Below are 14,039 nucleotides of genomic sequence, written 5' to 3' on the forward strand. Positions count from 1 at the left end.
CGGTGCGCACTCAGGACGGGCGGTGGGCACTCAGGCCACCTGCGGCCGCGGTGCGCTCTCGGCCGTCAGACGCCGGTAGACCTGCTCGACGCCGTCGGCGACGCGCGGCCAGGTGAAACGGGCCAGGACCCGGGCGCGGCCCGCGCTGCCGCAGCGGCGGCGGAGCCGGGCGCTGCCCAGCAGGTCGCGGACCGCGCGGGCCACCGCGTCCGGGTCGCCGGGGGTGACCAGGCGGCCGGTGCGGCCGTCGGCGACGGAGTCGCGGTGGCCGCCGACGTCGGTGGCGACGACGGGCACCGCGCAGGCCATCGCCTCCAGCGGCACGATGCCGAACGGCTCGTACACCGGGGTGCACAGCACCAGGTCGGCGCTGCGCATCAGGGCGGGCATCCGCTCCGGGTCGACGGCGCCGAGCAGACGCACCCGGTCGCCGACGCCGTGTTCCTCGGCGAGCGCCCTCAGCCGCCGGGCCTCGGGCGCGCCGTCCAGCTGTGCGGGCGGCGGGCCGCCGGCGACGAGGAGTTCGGTGTCCGGGATCCGGGTCAGGGCCCGGATCGCCAGGTCGTAGCCCTTGCGGGGGACCAGCCGGCCGCAGGCGAGCAGCCGGTGCCGGCGGGTGCGGCGGGGCGCGGGCGCACCGGCGGGGTCGGCGCCGGGGTGGAAGCGGACGGGGTCCACGCCGCAGGGCACCACGGACACCCGGCGCGGGGAGACGCCCATGTCGGCGAGTTCGTGGACCTCGTCGGTGCAGGTGGCCAGGACCCGGTCGCAGGTGCGGCCGATCTGCCGCTCCACGGCGATCCGTTCGGGCGGGCTGGTGTCGGCGTCGCCCTGGTGCCGGCGCTTGACGGTGCCCAGGGCGTGGAACGTCTGGGTGACCGGGATGCCGTGCGGTCCCGCGCCGAGCAGGCAGGCCATGCCGGACATCCAGAAGTGGGCGTGCACCACGTCGGGCCGCTCACGGCGCCAGGCGCGCGCCAGGTACGCGCCGAAGTCGGGCATGTACGGGAACAGCTCGTCCTTGGGCAGCACCGTGGGCGGCCCGGCCGGTACGTGCTCCACGACGCCGCCGCCGGGCAGCAGCACCCGGTCCGGCAGGCGGGGGTCGTCGCGCCGGGTGTACACGGTGACCTCGTGCCCGCGCCGCGCCAGTTCCTCGGTGAGCCGGGCGACGTAGACGTTCTGGCCGCCGGCGTCGACCCCGCCGATGACGGCGAGCGGGCTGGCGTGCTCGGACACCATGGCGATCCTCATCGGGTCACCTCCTTCAGCAGCCGCTCCCAGTCGTCCAGGAAGCGGGTAAGCCCGTAGCGGGCGAGCGCGGCGGTGCGTGCGCCCTCGCCGACCGTGCGGGCGAGCAGCGGGTCGGCGACGAAGTCGCGTACGGCGTCGGTGAGGACGTCGACGCGGTTGGAGACCACCCCGGCGCCCGGCGGTACCGCCTCGGCGACCTCGGTGGTGGCGAGCGCGACGACCGGCATGCCCAGGTGCATGGCCTCCAGCAGGGACAGCCCGAGGGAGGTCCAGCGCACCGGGTGGACGTACACGCGGCGCCGGGCCATGGCCCGGTGCAGGTCGCGCTGGATCAGCTCGTGGCTGCGGCACCGCTCGGGCGGCAGGCCGAGCCGGCCGGCCAGGCCGTCGGTCCGCATGCCGAACACGTCGAGGGGGGCGGCCCGGGCGAAGGCGGGCAGCAGGTCGGTGCCGGTGGTGCGGCCGCGCCGGACCGGCTCGTTGACGACGACGGCGGCGTGCGGCAGCTCGCCGGTCCACAGCGGGCCGGGGTCGACGATGCCGTGCTCGATGACGACGGTCTCGGCGCCGCCCGCGTCCCACATCAGCCGGTTGAAGTGGGTGACGTGGACCAGCGGGATGTCACCGGGCAGGCCGGCGACCGGGTGCCGGGTGTCGGGCACGTCGCCGTGCGGGGCGTTGTGCTCCAGGTACACCATCGGCGGGGTGCGGCCGAGCCAGCGCCGGACGAGGTCGTACTCGTGGGGGCGTTGCAGGACGACGACGTCGATGCCGGCGTCGCGCAGTTCCTCCGGCGGGAGTTCGATCACCGACGCGGGCCAGTCGAAGGTGCGGGCGCGGCCGAGGCCGTCGGGTCCGCGGCCGGGGGTGACGGGCACGACGTAGGTGTGCGGGCCCTGGACGAACGCGGTGGTCCAGGAGCCGTGCACGTGCCAGATGAGGATCCTCATGCCGTCATCACCTTCTCCACGGCGGCGAGCACGTCCTCGGCGGTCACCGACTCCAGGCAGGGGTGCCCGGGCACCGGGCAGATCCGGGCGCGGCTGTCCGCGCAGGGGGCGTTCTGGTCGCCGAGCAGCACGTGCGGCACGCCGTAGGGCCGCCAGCGTTCGGCGGGCACGACCGGGGCGAACAGGGAGACGACCGGGGTGCCCACGGCGGCGGCCAGGTGGGCGGGGCCGGTGTTGCCGGTGACCACGGCGCGGGCCCCAGCGAGCACACCGGCCAGTTCGGCGGCGTCGGTGCGGCCGCCGAGGTCGCAGGCCAGCTCTCCGGCGACGAGCGCGGTCAGGTCCCGCTCTCCCCTGCCGCCGGTGACCACCACGCGGTGCCCGGCGGCGGTCAGTGCGCGCACGGCCTCCCGGCAGCGCCAGGGGCTCCAGGCGCGGGCGGGGACGCTGGCGCCCGGGTGCAGCACGACGTACGGCTCGGGGCCGGTGAGCCGGGTGGTCGCGGGCGGAGGCAGCACCCGCAGCCGGCCGTCGTCGACGCGCGGGAACCCGGCGGCGCCGGCGAGATCGAGTCCGGCCTCGGCCTCGTGGGCGTGCGGGGCGCGGCGGTGGCGGACGTCGAGCAGGGAGCCGGGGTAGTCCTCGCTGTCCGCGGCGATGTGCCCGACGCCGGCCAGGCGCAGCAGCAGCGCGGTGGGCAGCGGTGACTGGTGGAAGGAGGTCAGCACCAGCGCGCTGTCGGCCTCCTGGGCGGCGAGGGCGTCGACCACCTTGTCGACGCCGCCGCGGTCGACGGGCGGCGGTTCGAACCCGGCCCAGGGCGCGTCCCAGACCAGGATGTCGCTGACGCCGGGCAGCAGCCGTGCCGCGGGTTCGCCGCGCGGCCCGCACAGCAGGGTGACGTGCTCGGCGCGGGCGGCGACGGCCCGCACGGCGGGGCCGGCGAGCAGGACGTCGCCGAAGCTGTCCAGGCGGGTGACGATCGTCTTCATCGCACCCTCCGTCCGGTGCCGTACGCCGGCGGGCACCCGGCCGGTGCCCCCGCGCAGTCCTCGTCGTGGCGGCGGGTGAAGTCCCAGGGCGGGGGCCCGGTGAGCACGGCGCGGACGGCGGCCGGCAGGTTCGGGGCGACGTGGCGGGCGGCGGCCTTCTCCTCGGGGCGGGTGGCCGCGGTGGGCACGAGGATGCCCTCGGCGCCGGCCCGGCGGGCGGCCTCCAGGTCGGCGCCGATGTCGCCGATCACCACGATGTCCTCGGGCGCGGTGCACAGCCGGCCCGCCGCCCACAGGATCAGGCCGGGCCGCGGTTTGCGGCAGCGGCAGCCGTCGGCGGGGCCGTGCGGGCACACGGCCCATACGTCGAAGGGGCCGAGCAGTTCGTCGATGCGCTCGTCGACCCGGCGCACGTCGGCGGTGCCGATCAGCCCGCGGGCCACCCCGGACTGGTTGGTGACGACGCCGGTGCCGATGCCCGCGTTCCGCAGCAGCCGGACCGCCTCGCGGGCGCCGGCGACCGGGCGGACCCGTGCGGGGTCGCCGTTGTAGGGGACGTCCTCGACGAGGGTGCCGTCGCGGTCGAACAGCACCGCCCTGATCCGGTTCACGGCGCCACCTCCTGCCAGGCGGGGGCGGCCCGGTGCCGCCACAGGCCGCTGAGCCAGTACCAGGTCGCGGCGGGCGGGATGAGCACACTGGTGACGATCATGGTGGTCACCTCGTGCCGGGTGCGCGGCCCGGGGGCGATGCGCGCCCAGGCGAACTCGGCGGTGCCGGCCGCCCAGCCCAGGCCGACCAAGGCGGCGAGCCGGGGCCGGCGGGCGGCGGCCAGCGCGCAGGCGGCGGCGCCGGCGGCGGTGACCGCGAGGTGGGCGCGGATGCGGCCGCGCGGGGCGCACGCCTTGCGCCACCAGTCGGGCCCGTGCAGACGGACCATCAGGGCGTCGTCGGCGTTGCCGCGCTGGGCGTGCAGCGACACCCAGCGGCCGGCCGGGCGGACGGGGTGGCGGGTGGTGCGGCGGCCCTGACGGATGCGCCAGCCGGCGTCCATGACCCGCAGCGCCAGGTCGGCGTCCTCGCGGAAGGCGCGCCGGAAACGTTCGTCGAACCCGGCGACCTGCCGCAGCGCGGCGGTGCGGTAGGCCATGTCGGCGGTGATCCAGCGGGCCCGGGCGAGGCCGGCGGTGCCGCGTTCCCAGTCGGTGGGGTGGCGTTCGCCGGGCAGCGGCACGGCGATGACGCCCTGCACGGCCGCGGTGTCGCCGCTCGCCTCGGCGAGGTCCTGCACCAGTTGCGCGCACCAGTGCGGGCCGACCTGGACGTCGTCGTCGAGGAAGGCCACCCAGGGCGTGGTGACCGCGCGCAGCCCGGTGTTGCGGGCGGCGGCGGGGCCCCGGCCGCCGCTGGTGAGCACGGTGGTGCGGTCCGTCAGGTCGCCGAGCACGCTGAGCGGGTGCTCCAGGGCGGCGGGGTCGGGGTCGGGCCGGTCGTCCACGACGACGATCTCCTCGGGCCGCGGACCGGTGGCGGCGGCGAGCGCGGCCAGGCAGTCGGCGAGCGTGTCCCGGGCCAGGGTGGGGATCACCACGGCGTAGGCGGGGCCGGTGGCCGTCCGGTCGGGCGGGCCGGCCGTGCGGCGGTCGCGGTCGGTGCGGTTCATGCGTACGCCCTCCCCCTGCGCACCGCGAAGGGGCCGATCGCCAGCAGGTCGACGGGGGCGGAGCCGAAACACTCCAGGGCGTCGCGCGGGTCGTCGACCATGGGCCGGCCGGCGGTGTTCAGGCTGGTGTTGACGACGACGGGCAGCCCGGTGCGCCGCTCGAAGCCGTGCAGCATCCGGGCGACGAGGGGTTCGCGGCGCTCGTCGACGGTCTGGATGCGGGCGGTGCCGTCGACGTGCACCACGGCGGGGATGCGATCCCGCCAGGCGGCGTTCACGTCGTGCACGAAGAGCATGTACGGGCTGGGCAGCGGGCCGTCGAACAGTTCGGCGGCGCGGTCGGCGAGCACCATCGGGGCCACCGGCCTGAACTCCTCGCGTCCCTTGACCCGGTTGAGGCGTTCGAGGTTGGCGGCGCGGCCCGGGTGGGCGAGCAGCGAGCGGTGGCCGAGGGCGCGCGGGCCGTACTCGCTGCGCCCCTGGAACCAGGCGACGATGCCGTCGCGGGCGAGTTCCTCGGCGACCGTCTCGGCGATGTCCTCGGGCCGCTCGTAGGGGACGGCGGCCTCCTTGAGCCGCTGCCGCAGCTCCTCGTCGCTCCAGCCGCGGCCGAGGTCGGCGCCCGGCATGGGTTGGGGTACGACGCCCTCGCTCGCGGTCAGGTACAGGGCGCCGCCGAGCGCGGTGCCGGCGTCACCGGCGGCGGGCTGCACCCACACGTGCCGGTAGGGACCCTTCGCGGCGATCCGGGAGTTGGCGACGCAGTTCAGGGCGACGCCGCCGGCCAGGGTGAGGGCCTCGCCGCCGGCCTCGCGGTGCAGCCAGTGCACGAGGTCCAGCAGCACCTCCTCCAGCACGGCCTGGCAGCTGGCGGCGAGGTCGGCGTGCTCCCGGGTCCACGGCTGGCCCGGGGCGCGCGGCGGGGTGAAGGCGGCCCAGTCGACGCCGTGGGCGCGGAAGCCGCCGTCACCGGTGGCGTGCACGTACGAGCGCAGCCGGGGCAGGAAGCGGGGCGTGCCGTAGGAGGCGAGCGCCATGACCTTGTACTCGTCGCTGCTGCGCAGGAAACCGAGGTGCTCGGTGAGTTCCTCGTAGACCAGGCCGAGGGAGTGCGGCAGGGCCTGTGCGGCGAGCACGTCGAGCTTGCCGTCGTGGAAGCGTCCGGCCAGGTGGGAGGCGGCCTCGCCGCGCCCGTCCAGCACCAGGACGGCGCTGTCGGGGTACGGCGAGGCGGGGCCGGCGGACGCGGCGTGGGCGATGTGGTGCGGGACGAAGACGACCTTGGCCGGGTCGAGCCCGGGCAGCGCCTCGGCGAGAAACCCGGGTGCCCGCCGGGCGTACTCCAGGCGCAGCGGGTCCCACGGGTCGGACAGGCCCATCTCGCGGGCCGGGCGGGCCAGGGCGGGGTCGAAGGAGTAGGTGACGGCGTCCAGCTGGTCCGGGGTGATGCCGGCGTGCTCCAGGCACCAGCGGGCGGAGAGTTCGGGCAGCTCCCACGCGGAGAACGGCACCGGGCGCTTGCCGTGCTTGCGCCGGCTGAAGCGCTCTTCCTCGCCGGCCGCGACCGTGCGGCCGTCGACGACGAGGGCGGCGGCCGGGTCGTGGAACAGGGCGTTGACACCGAGGATGCGCATGGGCGGCTCCGTCCGCTTCGGCGGTGGCCCGGCGGGAGGGCCGTCGGTCACTTCGGGCATCTGGGTGCCGCGCTGCGGCTGTCTCAAACACGTGAAGCCAACTGCGGCCCGCGCGGGGCGTACCGGCGCGCAGGGCGCACAGGTGGTCGCGCACGGTGAGAGATGCTGGTGGGACGGGGGCGGTACGGTTCAGGTCACCGCGGTCTGCTGTGCGCACCGGGGCGCGCGGCCCCCGTGGCGGGGTGTTCGGACGGCTCAGGCGGCCGCCGCGCGGGCGAACCAGCCGACGGTGTGCCGGAGCCCCTCCGCCCAGTCCACGCGGGGCGACCAGCCCAGCCGCTCGCGGGCGAGCCGGGTGTCGGGGCGGCGCCGGCCGGGGTCGTCGACGGGCCGGCCGACGAACCGGATCCGGGAGCGGGACCCGGTCAGCTCCACGATGCGGCGGGCCAGCTCCAGCATGGTGATCTCGTCCTCGCCGCCGATGTTGACCGGCCCCGTCTCGCCGGAGGCGACCAGGGCGAGAAGGCCGTCGACCGTGTCGTCCACGTAGCACAGCGACCGTGTCTGGCTGCCGTCCCCGGCGACGGTGAGCGGGGCTCCGGCCAGGGCCTGGGAGATGAACGTGGGCACGGCGCGGCCGTCGCCGGCGCGCATCCGGGGGCCGTAGGTGTTGAAGATGCGCACGATGGCGGTGTCGGTGCCGTGGACCGCGCGGTGCGCGGTGACCAGTGCCTCGGCGAAACGCTTGGACTCGTCGTAGACGCTGCGGGGTCCTACGGGGTTGACGTTGCCCCAGTAGGTCTCGCGCTGCGGGTGCTCCAGCGGGTCGCCGTAGACCTCGGAGGTGGAGGCCAGCAGGAAGCGGGCGCCGTCGGTGCGGGCACGTTCCAGGGCGTTGCGGGTGCCGGTGCTGCCGGCGTCGAGGGTTTCCAGCGGCAGGCGCAGATAGTCGGCGGGCGAGGCGGGGCAGGCCAGGTGCAGCACCAGGTCGAAGCGGCCGGGCAGGGTGCGCATCGCCCGGGTGTCGGCCGCGTCGGCCCGGACGAAGCGGAAACCCGGCCGCCGCTCCAGGGCGGCGATGTTGGTGTACGCGCCGGTGGACAGGTTGTCCAGGCAGACGACGTCGGTTCCGGCCTCGAGCAGCCGTTCGCACAGATGGGATCCCACGAAGCCGGCTCCGCCGGTGACCAGGGCCCGGCGCCATATGCGTCCGCTCACGGGGCTCTCCTCCCTCTCGCCGACAGATGCATGTCGGCCTGAGTAACCCGGTGATCGGGCGGCACACATCGAGGCGGCAGGACCGGCCCGCTGGCCCGCACATGCGCGAGGGCGCCCGCGGCTCGGACGCACTCCCCCTCTATACACTTCGTCTATACGTGCCGTGTATAGTCCCGGCATGCCTGAAGCGATCAAGAGGATGAAGAAATCGGGGACGCGGTTGCACGGATGGGCGGCCCTGGCCGCGGCGGTCGGTGCGACCCTCGCGCTCGGCGGCTGCACGCGCGTCGTGACCACCTCGCCGAGCGACGCCCGCGCGCACGCGGCGGCGGGGGCACCGGCCCCGTTCGGCACGGTGGACTGCCGTCACGCCAAGTGCGTCGCGCTCACCTTCGACGCCGGCCCGAGCCAGAACTCCCCCAGGCTGCTGGACATCCTCAAGGAGAAAAAGGTCCCGGCGACGTTCTTCCTCCTCGGCGCCCGGCACATCGAGAAGTACCCGGACCTGGTCAGGCGGATGGCTGCGGAGGGCCACGAGGTGGCCAGCCACACCTGGGACCACCAGATACTGACGAAGCTGTCCGACGACCGGATACGGGACGAACTGCGCCGCCCCAACGAGGCGATCAAACGTCTCACCGGCCGCACGCCGGTGCTGATGCGTCCGCCGCAGGGCCGGACCAACGACGCCGTGCAGAGGATCTGCGAGGAGATGGGCATGTCGGAGGTCCTGTGGAGCGTGACGGCCAAGGACTACAAGACCAACGACTCCGCACTCATCACCCAGCGGGTCCTCGACCAGGTCGACCGCGACGGCATCATCCTGCTGCACGACATCTACCCGGGCACGGTGCCGGCCGTCCCCGGCATCATCGACGCGCTCAAGGAGCGCGGCTACACCTTCGTGACGGTGCCTCAGCTGCTCGCTCCGGGCAAGCCGCAGCCCGGCGCGGTGTACCGGTAGCCGTCGCCGGCCGCACCGGTGAGCCGCGTGTGAACGGGTCCACGACGGGCATGCCGTGCCTACGATCATCCCGTGGTCGACTTCTTCCTCGAACGCACGGCACCGCTCCCGCTCGACGAGGCCTGGCGGCGCCTCACCCGGTGGGAGCGGCACGGCGACGCCGTGCCGCTGACCCGGATCACCGTGTCGACGCCGGGACCGACCGGCGTGGGCACACGCTTCGTGGCGCGCACGGGGATCGGGCCGTTGGGTTTCGCCGATCCGATGGAGGTGACGCTGTGGCGTCCGCCGGCCGACGGCGAGCCGGGCCTGTGCCGGCTGGAGAAACGGGGGCGTGTGGTGCTGGGCCGGGCGGAACTGGAGGTGGTTCCGGGCCCCGGGGGCCGCAGCAGGGTGCGCTGGCGCGAGGAACTGCGGGTGCGCGGGCTGCCGTCCGCGGCCGACCCGTTGCTGCGCCGCGCCGCCCTGACACTGTTCGGACGGGTGGTCAACCGGCTGCTGCGCACCCCGTGATCGCCGCTCGCGCCGCCGCTACGATCGGCCCATGGAGACACGGCCCGCACCCTCGCACGCCGTGACGGACCCACGGAGCCTTTCCGCGCCGTCCGCCGGACACGACGGCGACGCGCCCGCGCCGGCCGTGCTGGTGGTGCAGAACAGCGCCCACTCGGGTCCCGGACGGTGGGAGGGGTGGCTGGCCGAGGGCGGTGTGCGGGTGGACGTCGTCCGCGGGGACCTCGGGCAGCCGCTGCCCGGCCGGCTGGAGGAACACGGCGGGCTGATCGTGCTGGGCGGTGCCCTGCTCCCGGACGACGACGAACGGGCGCCGTGGCTGGCACCCACACGGGCCCTGATGCGGCAGGCGCTGGACACCGGCGTCCCGGTGTTCGGCATCTGCCTGGGCGGTCAGATGCTCGCCCAGGTGGCGGGCGGCGCGGTGAAACGGGACCACGGGGAACCGGAGTTCGGCAGCACGCAGCTGACGCTGCGCCAGGAGGCCGCCGGTGATGCGCTGTTCGCGCGGCTTCCCGGGCGGGTACCGGCCATCGAGAACCACGTGGACGCGATCGTGCGGCTGCCGGCGGGCGCCCGGTGGCTGGCCTCCAGCGAGCGCTGCCCGTACCAGGCGTTCCGGGTCGGTGACGCGGCCTGGGGCGTGCAGTTCCATCCCGAGGGCGACCCGGAGCGCATCGCCGGCTGGTACGAGGAGCGCCTGGCGCGCCACGGCGTGGACCGCGAGGTGCTGCACCGGGCGGCGCTGCGGGACGACGCGGCCGCCGCACCGGTGTGGCGGACGGTGGCCCGGCGGTTCGCCTTGCTGGTGCGGGCCGGGCGGCGGCCGGGGTGACACACCTGAAGGTGCGCACGCGGGCCGGGACGTGGCGTGCGAGCGGACACACCTGAAGCGTCCCGGGCGGCGCGGCAGGTGTGCCGTGCCCGGTGTGCCGCCCGGAGGGTTTCCCGGTGGCCGGTCACTCCGTTCCGGTCAGGTGTTCCGGCCGCACCGGTGTGCGGGTCAGCTCCAGCCCGGTGGCGTCCCGGATCGCCGCCAGGACGGCCGGCGTGGACGACAGCGTGGGTGCCTCGCCGACGCCGCGCAGCCCGTAGGGGGCGTGTTCGTCGGCGAGTTCGAGCACGTCGGCGGGGATGTCCGGGGTGTCGAGGATGGTGGGGATCAGATAGTCCGTGAAGGACGGGTTCCTCACCTGTGCCGTCACCGGGTCGACGACGATCTCCTCCATGACGGCGATACCCAGGCCCTGCACGGTGCCGCCCTGGATCTGCCCGGCCACGGTCGGCGGGTTGAGTGCCTTGCCGACGTCCTGTGCGCAGGCCAGCTCGACCACCTTCACCAGGCCCAGCTCGGTGTCGACGTCGACGACGGCGCGGTGCGCGGCGAAGGCGTACTGGACATGCCCGTTGCCCTGCCCGGTGTGCGGGTCGAACGGCTCGGTGGGCCGGTGCCGCCACTGCTGTACGACCTCCACCACCTCGTCCCGCAGGACCTCCGCCAGCCCGGCGAGCACCTCGCCGTCCTCGGTGACGATCTTGCCGTTCTCCAGCAGAAGCCGGGCACCGTCCCATGCGGGGTGACGTGTGCCGAACCTGCGACGGCCGATCTCGAACACTCTCCGGCGCACCTGCTCGCAGGCGTGTTTCACGGCGCCGCCGGTGACATACGTCTGCCGGGAGGCCGAGGTGGAGCCGGCCGAGCCCACCCGGGTGTCGGCGGGGTGGATCGCCACCTGGGCCACGCCCAGCTCGGTGCGGGCGATCTGGGCGTGGACGGTGACACCGCCCTGGCCCACCTCGGCCATCGCGGTGTGCACGGTGGCGACGGGCTCCCCGCCCATGACCTCCAGTCGCACCCTGGCGGTGGAGCAGTCGTCGAACCCCTCCGAGTAGCACACGTTCTTCATGCCGACCGCGTAGCCGACGCCCCGCACCACGCCCTCGCCGTGGGTGGCGTTGGACAGGCCGCCGGGCAGCTGCCGCAGGTCCGCTCCCTCACCGGACTCCCACGGGCGCTGCGGCGGCAGCGGCCTCGCCTCGACGCGGCGCAGCAGTTCGGCGACCGGCGCCGGGGAGTCGACGACCTGCCCGGTGGGCATGACCGTGCCCTGCGTCATGGCGTTGCGCACACGGAACTCCACCGGGTCCATGCCGAGTTCCTTCGCCAGCTTGTCCATCTGCGCCTCGTAGGCGAAGCACGCCTGGACCGCGCCGAAGCCGCGCATGGCGCCGCAGGGCGGGTTGTTGGTGTACAGGGCGAGCGCCTCGATGTCGACGTGGTCGACGGCGTAGGGGCCGGCCGCCAGCGAGGCGGCGTTGCCGACGACCGCCGGTGAGGAGGAGGCGTAGGCGCCGCCGTCCAGGACGATCCGGCACGTCAGGTGGGTGAGCCTGCCGTCCCGGGTGGCACCGTGCTCGTAGCGGAGCGTGGCCGGGTGGCGGTGGACGTGGCCGAAGAACGACTCGAACCGGTTGTAGACCATCTTGACCGGCCTGCCGGTGCGCAGGGCGAGCAGGCAGGCGTGGATCTGCATCGACAGATCCTCGCGGCCGCCGAACGCGCCGCCGACACCGGCCAGCGTCATCCGCACCTTGTCCTCGGGCAGCCCGAGCACCGGGGCCATCTGGCGCAGGTCGGAGTGGAGCCACTGGGTGGCGATGTAGAGGTGGACGCCGCCGTCCTCCTCGGGCACCGCGAGGCCGGACTCCGGGCCGAGGAAGGCCTGGTCCTGCATGCCGAAGCGGTACTCGCCCCGCACGATGACGTCGGCCCGGTCGCGGGCCCGGGCCACGTCGCCGCGCACCACGGGCTGGCGGTGGACGATGTTGGGGTGCGGGACGCGGCCGCTGCAGGGGTCGGTGCGGTGCTCGTGGAGGAGGACGGCGTCCGGTGCGAGGGCGGATGTCTCGTCGGTCACCACCGGCAGTTCCCGGTACTCCACCTCGATCCTGGCGGCGGCGCGGCGGGCCGTCTCCGGGTGGTCGGCGGCGACCAGCGCGACCGGTTCGCCGTGGTGGCGTACCTTGCCGTGGGCGAGGACCGGGGTGTCCTGGATCTCCAGGCCGTAGTGCCGCACCTCGGTGGGCAGGTCGTCCCAGGTCAGCACGGCGTGCACGCCTGGGGTGGCCAGGGCCTCGGAGATGTCGACGGAGACGATCTCGGCGTGGGCGACGGTGGAGCGCAGGGTGTGACCCCACAGCATGTCCTCGTGCCACAGGTCGGAGGAGTACGCGAACCGGCCGGTGACCTTCAGGCCGGCGTCCGGGCGGAGCACGGACGCGCCGATGCCGCCGCTGGTGTGCGCGCCCTGGACGAGCCTGGTGGGGGCGCCGGCGGGGGCGGTGCCCGGCGCGGGCGTGGTCGCGCGGCGGGGTGACGTCATGCCCGGACCTCCTCGGACTTCCGGGCGGCCGCCAGGCGGACCGCGTCCATGATCGTCCCGTAGCCGGTGCAGCGGCACAGGTTGCCCGACAGCGCCTCGCGGATGTCCTCGTCGCTCGGGTCCGGGTTGTGCTCCAGCAGATGGCCGGCCGCGACGATCAGGCCGGGTGTGCAGAAGCCGCACTGGACGGCACCGGCGTCGACGAACGCCTGCTGGACGGGGGACAGCGCGGCGTTAGGCGTGTCCTCGTGCTGCCGGGGGTCTTGGTCCCGGTCGCGGGAGCGGCGCGCGGCGTGGGCGGCCTGGCCCTCCACGGTGAGCACCTCGCGGCCCTCCGCCTGCCCGGCGGCCACCAGGCAGGCGCACACCGGCACACCGTCCAGGCGTACCGTGCACGAGCCGCACTCGCCCTGCTCGCAGGCGTTCTTGGAGCCGGGCAGGCCGAGGCGCTCCCGCAGCACGTACAGCAGGGACTCGCCCTCCCAGACGTCGTCGGCCTGCCGCGTGCGTCCGTTGACGGTGAAGGTGACACGCATCACGAGGCTCCCTCGGTGGTGCGGCCCGTGCCGCGGTACGACTCCCAGGCCCATATCAGCGTCCGGCGGGCGAGCACGCCCACCGCGTGGCGGCGGTAGCGCGCGGTGCCCCGGACGTCGTCGATCGGCGCGCAGGCGGCCGCGCACAGCTCGGCGAAGTGCCCGGCGACGGACGCGTCGAGGGCTGCGCCGCTGTCCCAGTAGCCGCCCTCGTCCAGGGCCGCGTTCAGGAACTCCTCGGCGGCCGCGGCCCGCACCGGTGTGGGGGCGGCCGAGCCGATGCCGGTGCGCACCGTGCGGGTGGCGGGGTGCAGCGCCAGGCCGAGGGCGCACACGGCGATCACCATCGCGTTGCGGGGACCGGCCTTGGCGTACTGCTGCGGACCGTCGGCCTTCTGCACGTGCACGGCGCGGATCAGCTCGTCCGGGGCGAGCGCGTTGCGCTTGACCCCGGTGTAGAAGGCGTCGACGGGGATGCGGCGCACGCCCCGCACCGACTCGGCCTCCACCTCGGCGCCCGCGGCGAGCAGCGCGGGGTGGGCGTCGCCGGCCGGGGAGGCGGTGCCGAGGTTGCCGCCGATGCTGCCGCGGTTGCGGATCTGCGGGGAGGCGACGGTGTGCGAGGCGAGCGCGAGGCCGGGCAGCTCGGTGCGGAGCCGTTCCAGGATCGTGGTGTAGGGCACGCACGCGCCCAGCCGCACGCTCTCCTCACCGGCCTCCCACTCGAACAGGTCGCGGATGCGGGTCAGGTCGAGGAGGTGTGCGGGCCTGCGCCGGCCGAAGTTGAGGTCGACCATCACGTCGGTGCCGCCGGCGATCGGCACGGCGCCGGGGTGCTCGGCCTTCGCGGCGAGCGCCTCCTCCCAGCCGGCGGGGCGGAGGAAGTCCATGACCGGCTCCCTCCTCCGTGTCGAAGCTCGTCGGGCGCGTCC

The 14,039-nt window shown here is 75.1% G+C and carries 13 protein-coding genes; 3 read left to right on the forward strand and 10 right to left on the reverse strand.

From position 1 onward, the window contains the following. Window positions 1–30: 30 nt before the first annotated feature. The 7 genes from IE286_RS02765 to IE286_RS02795 form a co-directional block, all read right to left on the reverse strand. Window positions 31–1,254 (reverse strand): glycosyltransferase, encoded by a 1,224-nt coding sequence (locus tag IE286_RS02765; RefSeq protein ID WP_189794945.1) that lies wholly within the window; start codon window positions 1,252–1,254, stop codon window positions 31–33. Further along, window positions 1,251–2,204 carry a glycosyltransferase gene (locus IE286_RS02770; RefSeq protein ID WP_189794946.1) on the reverse strand — a complete coding sequence of 318 codons (954 nt, stop codon included), beginning with the start codon at window positions 2,202–2,204 and terminating at the stop codon, window positions 1,251–1,253. The genes IE286_RS02765 and IE286_RS02770 overlap by 4 nt, the downstream gene beginning before the upstream one ends. Then, on the reverse strand, window positions 2,201–3,196 hold the full coding sequence (locus tag IE286_RS02775) for a glycosyltransferase family 9 protein (protein ID WP_189794947.1): 996 nt from the start codon (window positions 3,194–3,196) through the stop codon (window positions 2,201–2,203). The genes IE286_RS02770 and IE286_RS02775 overlap by 4 nt, the downstream gene beginning before the upstream one ends. Further along, window positions 3,193–3,807 (reverse strand): D-glycero-alpha-D-manno-heptose-1,7-bisphosphate 7-phosphatase, encoded by a 615-nt coding sequence (locus tag IE286_RS02780; protein ID WP_189794948.1) that lies wholly within the window; start codon window positions 3,805–3,807, stop codon window positions 3,193–3,195. The genes IE286_RS02775 and IE286_RS02780 overlap by 4 nt, the downstream gene beginning before the upstream one ends. Beyond that, window positions 3,804–4,859, reverse strand: a complete 1,056-nt coding sequence (locus tag IE286_RS02785; RefSeq protein WP_189794949.1) for a glycosyltransferase family 2 protein — start codon at window positions 4,857–4,859, stop codon at window positions 3,804–3,806. Before IE286_RS02785 ends, IE286_RS02780 begins: the two co-directional genes overlap by 4 nt. Then, window positions 4,856–6,493, reverse strand: coding sequence for a carbamoyltransferase family protein (locus tag IE286_RS02790; RefSeq protein WP_189794950.1), 1,638 nt, complete (start codon window positions 6,491–6,493; stop codon window positions 4,856–4,858). Before IE286_RS02790 ends, IE286_RS02785 begins: the two co-directional genes overlap by 4 nt. A 255-nt stretch (window positions 6,494–6,748) precedes the next feature. Beyond that, entirely contained in the window at window positions 6,749–7,711 is a 963-nt protein-coding gene (locus IE286_RS02795) for a UDP-glucuronic acid decarboxylase family protein (RefSeq protein ID WP_229861924.1), read from the reverse strand. Window positions 7,712–7,910: 199 nt separating this feature from the next. Between IE286_RS02795 and IE286_RS02800 the strand changes: the two genes are divergently transcribed. From IE286_RS02800 to IE286_RS02810, 3 genes are all read left to right on the forward strand, one after another. After that, a complete protein-coding gene (locus IE286_RS02800; protein ID WP_189795112.1) occupies window positions 7,911–8,675 on the forward strand; it encodes a polysaccharide deacetylase family protein in 765 nt (254 codons plus the stop codon). 72 nt (window positions 8,676–8,747) lie between these two features. Then, window positions 8,748–9,188, forward strand: a complete 441-nt coding sequence (locus tag IE286_RS02805) for an SRPBCC family protein (protein ID WP_189794952.1) — start codon at window positions 8,748–8,750, stop codon at window positions 9,186–9,188. A gap of 31 nt (window positions 9,189–9,219) precedes the next feature. After that, a complete protein-coding gene (locus tag IE286_RS02810) occupies window positions 9,220–10,023 on the forward strand; it encodes a type 1 glutamine amidotransferase (RefSeq protein WP_189794953.1) in 804 nt (267 codons plus the stop codon). A 124-nt stretch (window positions 10,024–10,147) separates the two neighbouring features. On the opposite strand, the gene IE286_RS02815 is transcribed toward IE286_RS02810, so the two are convergent. The 3 genes from IE286_RS02815 to IE286_RS02825 are packed head-to-tail and all read right to left on the reverse strand — an operon-like array spanning window position 10,148 to window position 13,997. Further along, window positions 10,148–12,571: a xanthine dehydrogenase family protein molybdopterin-binding subunit gene (locus tag IE286_RS02815; protein WP_189794954.1), complete on the reverse strand. Its 2,424-nt coding sequence runs from the start codon at window positions 12,569–12,571 to the stop codon at window positions 10,148–10,150. Further along, window positions 12,568–13,107 carry a (2Fe-2S)-binding protein gene (locus IE286_RS02820; protein ID WP_189794955.1) on the reverse strand — a complete coding sequence of 180 codons (540 nt, stop codon included), beginning with the start codon at window positions 13,105–13,107 and terminating at the stop codon, window positions 12,568–12,570. The genes IE286_RS02815 and IE286_RS02820 overlap by 4 nt, the downstream gene beginning before the upstream one ends. Then, window positions 13,107–13,997: an FAD binding domain-containing protein gene (locus IE286_RS02825; protein ID WP_189794956.1), complete on the reverse strand. Its 891-nt coding sequence runs from the start codon at window positions 13,995–13,997 to the stop codon at window positions 13,107–13,109. The genes IE286_RS02820 and IE286_RS02825 overlap by 1 nt, the downstream gene beginning before the upstream one ends. Window positions 13,998–14,039 lie beyond the last annotated feature (42 nt).

This window comes from Streptomyces thermodiastaticus, from assembly GCF_014656135.1.
Lineage (GTDB): Bacteria > Actinomycetota > Actinomycetes > Streptomycetales > Streptomycetaceae > Streptomyces > Streptomyces thermodiastaticus.

Coding starts and splice junctions, on each gene's coding strand:
- IE286_RS02770 (WP_189794946.1), bottom strand. CDS start 2,204: ATGAGGATCCTCATCTGGCACGTGCACGGCTCCTGGACCACCGCGTTC.
- IE286_RS02790 (WP_189794950.1), bottom strand. CDS start 6,493: ATGCGCATCCTCGGTGTCAACGCCCTGTTCCACGACCCGGCCGCCGCC.
- IE286_RS02775 (WP_189794947.1), bottom strand. CDS start 3,196: ATGAAGACGATCGTCACCCGCCTGGACAGCTTCGGCGACGTCCTGCTC.
- IE286_RS02820 (WP_189794955.1), bottom strand. CDS start 13,107: ATGCGTGTCACCTTCACCGTCAACGGACGCACGCGGCAGGCCGACGAC.
- IE286_RS02765 (WP_189794945.1), bottom strand. CDS start 1,254: ATGAGGATCGCCATGGTGTCCGAGCACGCCAGCCCGCTCGCCGTCATC.
- IE286_RS02825 (WP_189794956.1), bottom strand. CDS start 13,997: ATGGACTTCCTCCGCCCCGCCGGCTGGGAGGAGGCGCTCGCCGCGAAG.
- IE286_RS02800 (WP_189795112.1), top strand. CDS start 7,911: ATGAAGAAATCGGGGACGCGGTTGCACGGATGGGCGGCCCTGGCCGCG.
- IE286_RS02810 (WP_189794953.1), top strand. CDS start 9,220: ATGGAGACACGGCCCGCACCCTCGCACGCCGTGACGGACCCACGGAGC.
- IE286_RS02785 (WP_189794949.1), bottom strand. CDS start 4,859: ATGAACCGCACCGACCGCGACCGCCGCACGGCCGGCCCGCCCGACCGG.
- IE286_RS02815 (WP_189794954.1), bottom strand. CDS start 12,571: ATGACGTCACCCCGCCGCGCGACCACGCCCGCGCCGGGCACCGCCCCC.